The sequence below is a fragment of the Intrasporangium sp. genome, assembly GCF_040414665.1.
Classification (GTDB): Bacteria; Actinomycetota; Actinomycetes; order Actinomycetales; family Dermatophilaceae; genus Intrasporangium.
The window spans coordinates 141,555-153,399 of the sequence record NZ_JBEDUL010000064.1 but is presented as its reverse complement, the minus strand read 5'-3'; the positions used below and the strand labels follow the sequence as shown (position 1 = coordinate 153,399).

Here is an 11,845-nt window from a genome sequence, read left to right as displayed (position 1 = left end):
CGAGGACTCGGTACTCAATGGGTCCGCACGATGTGGCATCGTGCAACCAATGAACGCCCCCCGCCCCTCGCCCACCTCGCACTGGCGCCCCACGACGATCGGTGCCCTCGTTGCCGGCGGGATGATCGTCGTCTCGTTCCTGGTGGGTGCCCTGATCGAGCAGGGCGGTTTCCCGGCCTTGATCCTCGTCGGGCTGCCGAGCGTCATCGGCGGTGCTGTCGCGTTCACCCTGCCCCACCTGCGGCCTTATGCCGCAGGCTTTCTCGTGGCCTGGATCTCGGCGCTCGTCGTCGTCGGGGTCGTGTACCTCCTGCTGCTCGCGGCCCTCTCCGGCGTCGGGGCGTGACGCCAACACGTGTTCGTATGCCGCTGGGCTCGCTTTCGTCGCTAGGTTGAGTTCCGCTCCCAGCGCCTTTCGAAGGGGTCGTCGATGAAGCTCTATGCGGACACGCCGGGCCGACGGATGCGACAGGTGGCCGCAGACGGCTTCGTGCTCCTCTGGGTGGCGATCTGGGTGTGGGCCGCGCGTCAGGTCCACGACACGGTCGCCCTGCTCACCGCGCCGGCGAACTCCCTGACCTCAGCGGGAGATTCGGTCCACGGCGCATTGACCGGCGCCGGCGACCAGGCAGCCCGGATCCCGGTCGTCGGTCAGGACTTCGCGTCGTGGCTCGATCGGGCGGCGGGATCGGGCACGAGTCTGCGAGATGCCGGGACCAGCATGGCCTCGACGGTCGAGACGGTCGCCCTGTGGCTCGCGCTCGTGACGGCGCTGGTCCCGATCGTCATCGTTGCCGGTGTCTGGCTCTGGGTTCGGGTCCGGTTCGTGCGCGCCGCGACGACCGCCCAACGGTTCATCGACTCGAGCGATGACCTCGACCTCTTCGCCCTGCGGGCCCTCGCCAACCAGCCGCTGACGGCCCTCGCGAAGATCAGCGACGACCCCGCTGGTGCGTGGCGGCGGGGGGACCGGGAGGTCGTTCGAGCCCTCGCCACGCTCGAGCTGCACGACGAGGGGCTGCGCCCTCCTCCCACCAGCCTCACATCGATCGAGTGAACAGAAACGGGCCGATACGAACTGCACACTCGACGAAAGCTGCACGTTGTCCCCTCTCGCTCGAGTGTGCACTCCGCGCCGTCCCCGCGCGCTCGAGTGTGCACTCCGCGCCCCCCGTGAACCCCAACAGGCCGACGCGAACTGCACACTCGACGAAGGCTGCACCCTCGATCAGGTGCGGGTCACGATGGGGTGCAGGTCCTCGAGCGGCGGGGTCCAGCTGTCCGCCGCGGCGGGGACCTGCTCACCGCTGCGGATGTCCTTGACCTCGTCCCCCGACTCCGCTGCCCCGGGGAACCAGACGAACGGGATTCCGCGGCGCTCCGCGTAGCGGATCTGCTTGCCGAAGCGTGCCGCTGTCGGCGCCACCTCACACGGGATCCCGCGCGAGCGCAGTGCGGAAGCGATCGCGACCGACTCGTCGCGGGAGTCGTCGCGCGTCAAGGCCACGAGGACCGCGGCGGGCGTCGAGCGAGACGCGGTCACGAGGCCCTGTCCGATGAGCAGCCCGAGGATGCGCGAGACCCCGATGGAGATCCCGACGCCCGGATAGGTGGTGCGGCCATCGGAGGCGAGGGCGTCATAGCGGCCGCCGGAGCAGACCGACCCCCAGTCCTCGTTGCCCACGATCTGAGTCTCGTAGACGGTGCCGGTGTAGTAGTCGAGTCCGCGGGCGATGCGCAGGTCGGCGACGACGTTGCCCGGAGCGTGGGCCATCGCCGTGCGGATGACCGTCGCCAGGGACTCGAGCCCCTCCTCGAGCAGCGGGTGAGTGACGCCGAGCTCGCGCACTCGGTCCACGAAGCCGAGGTCCTCGGCGCGAATCGCGGCAAGCGCGAGGCACTGATCGGCCTGGTCACGGGTCGCGCCGGACTCGACAAGGAGGTCGGCCACCGTCTCGGAGCCCAGCCGGTCGAGCTTGTCGACGATGCGCAGGGTCGTCGTCACGTCGGACAGGCCGATGCCCTGGTAGAAGCCGTTCGGGATCTTGCGGTTGTTCACCTGGATGACGAAGTCGCCGACCGGGAACCGGCTGAAGACGTCCGCGATGACGAGGGGCATCTCGGCCTCGAAGTGCGGCGACAGCTCACCCACGTCGACGACGTCGATGTCGGCCTGGGTGAACTCGCGGTAACGGCCCTCCTGCGGCCGCTCGCCACGCCACGCCTTCTGGATCTGGTAGCGACGGAAGGGGAAGGTGAGCTTGCCTGCGTTCTCCAGCACGTAGCGGGCAAACGGCACGGTCAGGTCGAAGTGCAGACCCCATTTGGCCGCATCCGCATCATCGCCGGCCAGCCGGGAGACACCGTAGATCTCCTTGTCGGTGTCGCCGCCTTTGCCGAGGAGCCGGTCCACTGGCTCGATGGCGCGCGTCTCGATCGAGGAGAAGCCATGCAGCTCGAACGTCTCCCGGATGACGTCGAGGAAGCGCTGCTCGACAATGCGCTCCGACGGCAGGTACTCGGGGAACCCACTGATCGGGGTGACCTTGGCGGTGGTCGTCGTGGCGGGCTGCGGGTTGCTCACGCCGGCAAGTCTGTCAGGTACGGATTGGTGGCGCGTTCGTGGGCCATCGTCGTCGCGTGATAGTGACCCGGCAGCACAAGGGTCGTGTCCGGAAGCGGCAGGACGACGTCGCGCAGGCTGCGCATCATGGCGCCGTGGTCTCCACCGGGCAGGTCCGTGCGGCCGATGGACCCCGCGAACAGCACGTCCCCGCTGAGCATCGTCCGGTCCACCTCGACCTGGTCGCGGATTCCATCAGGCACAGCCGCGGTGCCGAACATGACCGACCCCTCGGTATGGCCCGGGGCGTGGAGCACCTCGAACTCCATGCCGCCAAGTCGCAGCCTGGCACGGTCCTTGATCTCGACGACGTTGGTCGGTTCCGCCCACCTGGCCTTGGAGCCGAACTGCTGCTCCAGCATGGCCACGAGACCAGGGTTGCTGTTGCCCAGGGGGTCGACGAGCCGGTACCGGTCATCGGTGTGGATGTAGGCAGCGGTGTCGGCGCCGCAGACCGCGGTCACGGACCAGACATGGTCAACGTGCCCATGCGTCAGCAGCACTGCCGCCGGCCGGAGGCGGTGGGTCGTCAGCACCTCCCGCAGCGTCTCCTCGACCCCGATCCCGGGGTCGACGATGACGCACTCCTCTCCGGCGGACGGTGCGAGCACGTAACAGTTCGTGTCGAACGCGAGGGCGGGGAAGGCGACGGTCAGCACGCTGGGAGCCTAACCGCGGCGTGCAAGCCGGCCCAGCGGCATACGGCAATCGTGGTCTGCTGTGAAAAGGTGGGAGTCGTCACGCACTCGTGACCCCATGATCACGACGAGCCGGACCACGGTCCCTAAAATGACCGAACGCCCGGGGTGATCCCCGTACGTTCGTTCGAGGAGAGGTTTGTGACCAAAGAGCAGGAACGCGCCCGCGCGCGCCGCCGCTACGAGAAGCAGGCGAAGAACCAGAAGACCCCCGTCGGAGCCTCGACACGGGACAAGCAGGTCTTCGGCGTCATCCTCGCGGTCATCGTCATCCTCGCCGCCGTGATCGCCCTTCCCCTGCTCCTCGGGAACGGCGATGGGACCGAGCCTGCTGCGCAGCCGACGAACGCGGCCACCACTCCTTCCAGCGGCAAGACCGGCGGCCTCGCGGCCGGGCAGAAGCTCGCCGCCGGCTGCACCGAGCCCCCGGCCCCCCAGACGAAGCCCAAGACCTTCACGGACGTCCCGAACAAGGCCACCGCTGCCGGCAAGACGTGGGTCGCGACGGTGAAGACCACCTGCGGCGATCTCACCTTCGAGCTGGACGGAACGAAGGCTCCCCAGACCGTTGCCTCCTTCCTGCACCTCGCCAAGGAGGGCTACTGGGCCCCCAGCCCCTGCCACCGCGTGACGAGCCAGGGCATCTTCGTCCTCCAGTGCGGTGACCCGACGGGCACCGGTTCGGGCGGCCCCGGGTACACCTTCGGCATCGAGAACGCTCCCGCCGACGGGATCTACCCGCAGGGCTCGCTGGCGATGGCTCGGACCCAGGATCCGAACAGCAACGGCGGCCAGTTCTTCATCACCTACCAGAAAACCCAGTTGCCGACCGAGGGGGGCGGCTACACGATCTTCGGGAAGGTCACCAAGGGACTCGACATCGTTGAGAAGATCGCAGCGAACAAGGCGCTTGACCCGAATCCCGCAGACGGAACGCCGGTCTCGCCGATCAGCATCCTCAGCGTGAGCGTCACGGAGAAGAAGGCATGAGCGAAACGAACGAGCCGCAACCGACCCAGCCCGACCCTGTTGCAGCGTCGGAGGCCGCCGAGCAGGCCGAGCCGATCTCCACCCAGCCCACCGAGGAAACCGCGCCGACTGCCTCGGAGGCCACCCCCGAAACTGCCTCGGAGGCCACCCCCGAAACCGCCTCCGAGGCCGCCGCGGAACCCTCAGTGGCTGCGCCGGCCCCGACCCCTGCCTCGATACCCAAGCCGAGTGCCGTCCCCACGCCAGCCGCGCTGGCGAAGTCTGCACCCCGTCCGACTGCGCCGGCTGCGCCTGCGCCGATCGCGACCGACCACTCCGCCTCTGCCGCCTTCGGCCGAGTCGACGACAACGGCACCGTGTTCGTCCGGACGAAGGAGGGCGAGAAGGAGGTCGGGTCGTATCCAGGGGCGACTGCGGACGAGGCGCTGGCCTACTTCGCGCGCAAGTACGACGAGCTGTATGCCTCGGCCGTGCTCCTCGAGCAGCGCTTGGCGCAGCCCGAGGTCCCGTCCAAGGACGTGGCGGATGCGCTCAAGGCCCTGACTACCCAGGTCAACGAGGCGAGTGTCGTCGGCGACCTCGAGGCCCTCGCCACACAGCTCGACACGATCCAGTCGGGCATCGCGGCCAAGCGCACCGTCGAGCAGCAGCACCGGGCCGAGGCCCGCGCCGCCGCTGCCGCAGAGCGTGAACGCATCGTCGCCGAGGCCGAGGGCATCGCGGCCCAGCCCGAGAACCGGATCCAGTGGAAGCAGAGCGGCGCCCGGATGCGCGAGCTGCTCGATGAATGGAAGTCCCATCAGCGCGCCGCGACCCGCCTCGATCGTGAGACCGAGACGGCGCTGTGGCAGCGCTTCAGTGCCGCTCGCAACCGGTTCGACAAGGCGCGCAGGACGCACTTCGCCACGCTCGACGCAACCCATGCCGAAGCCAAGGGAGCCAAGGAACGCCTGGTCGCCGAGGCGGAGAAGCTGTCCACGAGCACCGACTGGGCGGCGACGGCCGGCGCCTTCAAGCGCCTCATGGATGACTGGCGGCGGGCGGGCCGCGCGAGCCGGGCCGACGACGACCGTCTGTGGGAGCGCTTCAAGGCCGCACAGGACGCGTTCTTCGCGGCCAAGGACGCCGTCGTCGCGGCCGAGGAGCAGCAGTACCGCGGCAACCTCGCCGTGAAGGAGGGCCTGCTCGCCGAGGCAGAGGCGATCCTGCCGGTCACGGATCTCGACCGTGCCAAGGGGCAGCTACGAGTCATCCAGGACAAGTGGGACGCGGCGGGCAAGGTGCCTCGCGCCGACATGGACCGGATCGAGAAGGCCATCCGCCGGGTCGAGCAGGCCGTCCGGGACGCCGAGGACCGGAAGTGGCGATCGACCAACCCGGAGGCCGCGGCACGGGCCCAGGGCATGGTCGAGCAGCTCGAGAGGGCGGTTGCGGAGCTGCAGGACGACCTGGCCAGGGCGCAGGCGTCCGGCAATGCGGCAAAGATCAAGAAGGCCCAGGACGCTCTCGACGCCCGTCAGTCCTGGCTCGACCAGGCTCGCGCAGGGGTGCGGGAGTTCGGCGGCTGACTCAGACCTTTGCCCGGCCGCCGTTGACCCGGTAGACGTCGAAGACGCCGTCGATGCGGCGCACCGCCTTGATGACGTGGTCGAGGTGGGCGGGATCGGCCATCTCGAAAGTGAAGCGGGAGATCGCCACCCGGTCGCGTGAGGTCTGGACCGACGCCGACAGGATGTTGACGTGCTGGTCCGACAGGACCCGCGTCACGTCGCTGAGCAGCCGGTTGCGGTCGAGCGCCTCCACCTGGAGCTGGACGAGGAACACGCTCGCCGAGCTCGGCGCCCACTCGACGTCGATGAGACGCTCGGGGTTGGCGGTGAGCTGGGCGGCATTCGTGCAGTCGACGCGGTGCACCGACACGCCGCTCCCCCGGGTGACGAACCCGATGATCGGGTCGCCCGGCACCGGGGTACAGCACTTCGCCAGCTTGACCCAGACGTCCGCCGTCCCGACGACGACGACTCCCGGATCGCCGTCACGGCGTCGGCGCGCCGCGGCATGGGTTGGCACAGTGGCCTCGGCCAGGTCCTCGGTGGCACCCTCGACGCCGCCCATCGAGGCCACGACCTTGCCGACGACGTGCTGAGCCGACACGTGCCCCTCACCGACCGCTGCATAGAGCGCCTCGATGTCCTGGTAGCGCAGGTCGGTCGCAACTGCCGTCATGGACTCGTGGCTCATGAGGCGCTGAAGTGGCAGGTTCTGCTTGCGCATCGCCTTGGCGATGCTCTCCTTGCCGGCGTCGATCGCCTCCTCGCGGCGCTCCTTTGAGAACCAGGCCTTGATCTTGTTGCGGGCTCGGGCACTCTTGACGAAACCGAGCCAGTCACGGCTGGGACCGGCGCCGTCGGCCTTCGAGGTCAGCACCTCGACGACGTCGCCGTTCTCGAGCGTCGACTCGAGCGGGACGAGGCGCCCGTTGACGCGCGCCCCGATGCAGTGGTGCCCCACCTCCGTGTGCACGGCGTAGGCGAAGTCGACCGGCGTGCCGCCGACCGGCAGGGCGACGACCGAGCCCTTCGGCGTGAAGACGTAGACCTCGCTCGAGCCCATCTCGAAACGGAGTGCGTCGAGGAACTCGCCGGGGTCCTCCGTCTCCCGCTGCCAGTCGAGCAGCTGGCGCAGCCACGCCATGTCGTTCTGCGGCGCGCCCTCACCCGGCCTGGCTCCGCCGCCGGCCGACTGGTCCTTGTACTTCCAGTGCGCGGCGACGCCGTACTCTGCCCGCCGGTGCATCGTGTGGGTGCGGATCTGGATCTCGACCGGCTTGCCCTGCGGGCCGATCACGGTCGTGTGCAAGGACTGGTACATGTTGAACTTCGGCATTGCGATGTAGTCCTTGAACCGTCCAGGGACGGGATTCCACCTCGCGTGCAGTGCGCCGAGCGCCGCGTAGCAGTCACGCACCGTGTCGACCAGGACCCGGACCGCGACGAGGTCGTAGATGTCCTCGAAGTCGCGGCCTCGAACGATCATCTTCTGGTACACCGAGTAGTAGTGCTTGGGTCGGCCGGTGACCACGGCCTTGATCTTCGCCCCGGTGAGGTCCTCGGACACCTGCGCGCGGACTCCGGCGAGGTACTCCTCCCGGGCCGGCGCCCGCTCGGCGACGAGGCGGACGATCTCGTCGTAGACCTTCGGGTAGAGCGTCGCGAAGGAGAGGTCCTCGAGCTCCCACTTGATCGTGTTCATCCCGAGCCGGTGTGCGAGGGGGGCGTAGATCTCCAGCGTCTCGTTGGCCTTGCGCTTGGCCGACTCCGGACTGACGTACCGCCAGGTCCGGGCGTTGTGGAGTCGATCGGCGAGCTTGATGACGAGGACCCGGATGTCCCGCGCCATGGCGATGACCATCTTGCGGACCGTCTCCGCCTGGGCCGCCTCGCCGTAGGTGACCTTGTCGAGCTTGGTGACGCCGTCGACGAGCATCGCGATCTCGTCGCCGAAGTCGCGCCGCAGCTCGTCCAGGCCGTAGGAGGTGTCCTCGACCGTGTCGTGGAGCAGTGCCGCGGCCAAGGTCGGTGGGGTCATACCGAGCTCGGCGAGGATCTGGGTCACCGCGAGCGGATGCGTGATGTACGCGTCGCCACTCTTGCGCATCTGGCCCTCATGAGCGCGCTCCGCGGCGCCGTAGGCGCGCTCGATGATGGACAGGTCCGCCTTCGGATGGTTCTGCCGGACCGCGGTGAGCAGCGGCTCGAGGACGGGGTTGCCGGAGGTTCGGCTCGCGCCGAAACGAGCGAACCGAGCACGCACCCGTGACGGGGCGCTCAGCTCGCTGCGGACCTCCTCGCTCATGAACTGAGTCTAGGGTGCCGGTGCAAATCAGAGCGTCAGGATGGCGTTCACGTTCCGGTCGCCGAGACGCTTTCGGCCCTCGAGGAACGCGAGCTCGAGGACGACCTCGATGGCGGTCACGACGGCTCCGGCTCGCTCGACGAGAACCGCGGTCGCCTCTGCCGTGCCTCCGGTCGCGAGCACGTCGTCGATGATGAGGACGCGCTGGCCGGGCTGGAAGGCATCGGTGTGCACCTCGATCTCGGCGTGGCCGTACTCGAGCGCGTACGACTCGCGAATCGTCTCACCAGGCAGTTTGCCGGCCTTGCGGATCGGCACCATGCCGAGGCCGAGCTCGTACGCGACGGCAGCGCCAAGGATGAACCCGCGCGCCTCGATGCCGACGACCACGTCGACCCGCCCGACGTAGCGCTCGGCGATGTCCTGCACCAGCGCCTTCAGAGCGGGCCCGTCGGCGATGAGCGGCGTGAAGTCCTTGAAGAGGACTCCCGGTTTCGGGAAGTCGGGGATGTCGCGCAGGTGGGTGCGCACCAGCTCCGCGATCTCGCTCGGCGAGCCGTCCGGCGCGGGGTTCCCCACCGTCACCTCTTGGACTTCGGGGCCCGCTTGGGCTGGTTGCGCGGGCCGGCCTGGGCGTACTTGTGGACGGGACGCGCGGCCGCGCCGGCGGCCCCGGTCGTGTCGAGGCCCGTCGGGCGCCGGCCCACGGTCGAGTCCTCGCCCACTCCGTCCGCCCCAGCCCAGTCGGCTCCGACGGTCACGGGCACGTCGGCCGGGGCCTCGCCCACGCCGACGTCACGTGCCGCGTCGCGGGCGGCCTGCTTGGCGCCATGACGGGCGACGTATCGGTCGAGGTCGACGATCGCCGGTTCCTTGGAGCGCAGCTGCACGAGCATCGGCGTGGCGATGAAGATCGACGAGTACGCGCCGACACCGATGCCGATGAAGAGGGCGAGTGACAGGTCGAGCAGGGTGCCCGGCCCGAGCATGGTGAAGCCGACGAAGAGGATCGCGGCGATCGGCAGCAGCGCGACCACGGTGGTGTTGATCGACCGCACGAGGGTCTGGTTGACGGCCAGGTTGGCTGCGTCGGCATAGGTCATGCGCTTCGTCCGGAAGGCCTCCGCCGTGTTCTCGCGCACCTTGTCGAAGACGACGACCGTGTCGTAGAGCGAGTAGCCGAGGATGGTGAGGAACCCGATCATCGACGACGGCGTGATCTCGAAGCCGAACAGCGAGTAGATGCCGACGGTGATGACGAGGTCGTGCAGGAGCGCGGTCAGGCCTGCCACGGCCATCTTCCAGGTGCGGAAGTACAGGGCCAGGACGATGGTGACCAGGATCAGGAAGACGACCAGTCCCTGGATCGCCTGCTGACTGACCGAGGCTCCCCAGCTGGGACCGATGAGCGTGGAGCTCACGCTCGCCCGGTCGACGTCGAAGGTGTCCGCGAGTGCGGTGCGCGCGGCGTCCGTCTGGGCCTGGGCGGCCTCGGTCTGGACCCGGACGGTATTGCCGCCGACGATCGTCGTGGTCACCGAGCCCGGAATCCCGGCCTGCCCCACGGCGTCCTGCGCCTTCGCCTCGTAGTCCTGGGTGTTCGTCACCCCGAGCACCCGGAACTCCGAGCCACCGCGGAACTCGATGCCGAAGTTGAGCCCGTTCAGGAGCACGCCGGCCAGGGCCAGGCCGATCATCACGGCCGACAGGGAGTACCACAGCTTGCGGCGCTGAACGAAGGCGATCGATCGGCGTCCGGTGTAGAGATCGTTGCCGAACTGGGCGAAGTTGATCATGCCTGGGCCTTCCCCTCGGCGAGCCGCGAGGTGCGGGTGACAGTCGTCGTTGGGGCTGGTCCGAACTGACCGCGGCCCCGATAGCGCGGAGCCTCCTTGGCGCCGAGCCGCTCCGGGTCGAGGCCGGACCACTTGTGGCCGTGGCCGAAGAACTCGGTCCGGGCGAGCAGCTGGACCATCGGATGGGTGAACAGGACGACCACGGCGAGGTCGATCAGCGTCGTCAGGCCGAGCGTGAAGGCGAAGCCGCGAACGTTCGAGGACGCGAGCACGTACAGCACGATGGCGGCCAGCATGTTCACCGCGTCGGCGATGATGATGGTCCGCCGGGCCCGCTTCCACCCGGTCTCCACGGCAGCGACGAGCGGCCGTCCCTCACGCACTTCGTCACGGATGCGTTCGAAGTAGACGATGAAGCTGTCCGCGGTCACGCCGATCGCGACGATCGTGCCGGTCACTCCGGCCATCGTCAGTCGGAAGCCGTGGGTGGTGCCCAGGACGACGAGCGTCAGGTACGTCAACCCCGTTGCCACGACGAGCGACAGGACGGTGACCATGCCCAGGGCGCGGTACTGGAAGAGCGAGTACACGACGACGAGGAGCAGGCCGATGACGCCGGCCAGGAGTCCCAGGCGGAGCTGTTCCTCGCCGAGCTGGGGCGTGATGGTGTCGTTGGTCTGGAGGGCGAACGACATGGGCAGCGCACCGAACTTGAGCTGCTGGGCGAGCCGCTTGGCGGAGTCGAGCGTGAAGGACCCGGTGATCGACGCGCGTCCATCGGTGATGACTGCTCGAGCCTGCGGCGCGGTGATGACCCGCTTGTCGAGGACGACGGCGAACTGGTCGAGGGGCGGCTGGGACTGCTGGCCGACGAGTCGCCTGGTCACCTCGGCGAACTTTGCCCGGCCCGTGTCCTTGAAGGACAGCGCCACCTCGACGATCGAGGTCGGCTGCCCGTTCGGGCCAGGCTGGTAGCCGCTGGTCGCGTCCTGGATCTCGCTGCCGTCGATCTCGACCGGGCCGAGGACGTACTTGGTGGCGCCGTCCTCGCCACACGTGGCCATCGGCGCGTCCTTGAGGTCGGGCACCTCGTCGATGGCACCGGGCTGGTGACAGTTGAGCGCGACGTACTCCTTGGCCACCTTGGCGGCCGCCGCGTCGGCCTTCTTCTGGTCCCACCCGAGCGTGAGCAGGCCCTTGGATGCCTGGGAGGCGATGGATGCCTCGAGCTGGGCGTTGGTCGGCGGGGTGGGTGCCTCTGTGGCCGTGGCCGTGCCCGTGGGTGTGGCCGGCGTCGTCGCAGGCGGAGTTGTCGGTGCCGTCGTCGCGGCGCGCAGGGCGTCCGGAACGACGCCGTTGGCCGCCGTCGTCGGGGGCGCGGTCGCCGCTGTCTTTCCGGTGGTGCCGGTGGTCCCCGTAGGAGCGGGCGTGCCGGTCGTGCCACCGGGAGCAGGCGTCGTGGCGGTGCCGGAGGGCGGCGTGCCGGTCTCGACGTCCTGGACGAACACGGACCGGAACCGCAGCTGCGAGGGCTTGCGGATCGCCTCGAGCTGGTCCTGGCTCGGAGTGCCCGGGATGGCGACGACGATGTTGCGCCCGCCCTGCGTCGAGATCTCGCTCTCGGCGACGCCGTTGGCGTCGATGCGCTGGCGGATGATCTCGACAGCCCGGTCGAGCTGGCCGGGGTTGACCGCGGCGCCGCCCTCGGTGACCGGGGCGAGGACCATCTCGGTCCCGCCCTCGAGGTCGAGGCCGAGGCGCGGGGTCAGCTGCCCGCCGCCCCACTGGTGCAGCCCCGCGACGAGCAGGATGAGCCCGATGGCCAGGGCGAGCAGGGCGGACAGGCTCCGCAGAGCCGACTTCTTGGCGGAGCTACGAGCCAC

10 protein-coding genes are annotated in these 11,845 nt (G+C 69.1%); 4 read left to right on the top strand and 6 right to left on the bottom strand.

All coding sequences use genetic code 11. The features are described from left to right. The first annotated feature begins 49 nt into the window (after positions 1–49). Together ABF401_RS07665 and ABF401_RS07660 are read left to right on the top strand one after the other, a co-directional pair. Positions 50–346, top strand: a complete 297-nt coding sequence (locus tag ABF401_RS07665; RefSeq protein WP_353508944.1) for a hypothetical protein — start codon at positions 50–52, stop codon at positions 344–346. Between the two features lie 84 nt (positions 347–430). Next, positions 431–1,057: a hypothetical protein gene (locus tag ABF401_RS07660; RefSeq protein WP_353508943.1), complete on the top strand. Its 627-nt coding sequence runs from the start codon at positions 431–433 to the stop codon at positions 1,055–1,057. A gap of 171 nt (positions 1,058–1,228) precedes the next feature. Here the strand turns inward: ABF401_RS07660 and hisS are convergent, their stop codons facing one another. Together hisS and ABF401_RS07650 are read right to left on the bottom strand one after the other, a co-directional pair. Continuing rightward, on the bottom strand, positions 1,229–2,584 hold the full coding sequence (gene hisS, locus ABF401_RS07655) for a histidine--tRNA ligase (protein ID WP_353508942.1): 1,356 nt from the start codon (positions 2,582–2,584) through the stop codon (positions 1,229–1,231). Continuing rightward, on the bottom strand, positions 2,581–3,282 hold the full coding sequence (locus ABF401_RS07650) for an MBL fold metallo-hydrolase (protein ID WP_353508941.1): 702 nt from the start codon (positions 3,280–3,282) through the stop codon (positions 2,581–2,583). The genes hisS and ABF401_RS07650 overlap by 4 nt, the downstream gene beginning before the upstream one ends. Before the next feature lie 180 nt (positions 3,283–3,462). Between ABF401_RS07650 and ABF401_RS07645 the strand changes: the two genes are divergently transcribed. Continuing rightward, on the top strand, positions 3,463–4,311 hold the full coding sequence (locus ABF401_RS07645; RefSeq protein WP_353508940.1) for a peptidylprolyl isomerase: 849 nt from the start codon (positions 3,463–3,465) through the stop codon (positions 4,309–4,311). Further along, positions 4,308–5,879, top strand: a complete 1,572-nt coding sequence (locus ABF401_RS07640; protein ID WP_353508939.1) for a DUF349 domain-containing protein — start codon at positions 4,308–4,310, stop codon at positions 5,877–5,879. Before ABF401_RS07645 ends, ABF401_RS07640 begins: the two co-directional genes overlap by 4 nt. A gap of 1 nt (position 5,880) precedes the next feature. Here the strand turns inward: ABF401_RS07640 and ABF401_RS07635 are convergent, their stop codons facing one another. The 4 genes from ABF401_RS07635 to secD are packed head-to-tail and all read right to left on the bottom strand — an operon-like array spanning position 5,881 to position 11,845. Next, the gene (locus ABF401_RS07635; RefSeq protein ID WP_353508938.1) at positions 5,881–8,166 is read right to left on the bottom strand and encodes a RelA/SpoT family protein; all 2,286 of its coding nucleotides are present in this window, start codon (positions 8,164–8,166) and stop codon (positions 5,881–5,883) included. 27 nt (positions 8,167–8,193) lie between these two features. Next, on the bottom strand, positions 8,194–8,745 hold the full coding sequence (locus ABF401_RS07630; RefSeq protein WP_353508937.1) for an adenine phosphoribosyltransferase: 552 nt from the start codon (positions 8,743–8,745) through the stop codon (positions 8,194–8,196). Positions 8,746–8,747: 2 nt separating this feature from the next. Continuing rightward, complete coding sequence (gene secF / locus ABF401_RS07625) at positions 8,748–9,962, bottom strand: protein translocase subunit SecF (protein WP_353508936.1); 1,215 nt, start codon at positions 9,960–9,962, stop codon at positions 8,748–8,750. Next, positions 9,959–11,845 carry a protein translocase subunit SecD gene (gene secD, locus ABF401_RS07620; protein WP_353508935.1) on the bottom strand — a complete coding sequence of 629 codons (1,887 nt, stop codon included), beginning with the start codon at positions 11,843–11,845 and terminating at the stop codon, positions 9,959–9,961. Before secD ends, secF begins: the two co-directional genes overlap by 4 nt.

What these genes read in the sequence shown, in the direction of transcription:
- ABF401_RS07635 (WP_353508938.1), bottom strand. Translation starts at nt 8,166, where the DNA reads ATGAGCGAGGAGGTCCGCAGCGAGCTGAGCGCCCCGTCACGGGTGCGT.
- ABF401_RS07665 (WP_353508944.1), top strand. Translation starts at nt 50, where the DNA reads ATGAACGCCCCCCGCCCCTCGCCCACCTCGCACTGGCGCCCCACGACG.
- ABF401_RS07640 (WP_353508939.1), top strand. Translation starts at nt 4,308, where the DNA reads ATGAGCGAAACGAACGAGCCGCAACCGACCCAGCCCGACCCTGTTGCA.
- secF (WP_353508936.1), bottom strand. Translation starts at nt 9,962, where the DNA reads ATGATCAACTTCGCCCAGTTCGGCAACGATCTCTACACCGGACGCCGA.
- ABF401_RS07660 (WP_353508943.1), top strand. Translation starts at nt 431, where the DNA reads ATGAAGCTCTATGCGGACACGCCGGGCCGACGGATGCGACAGGTGGCC.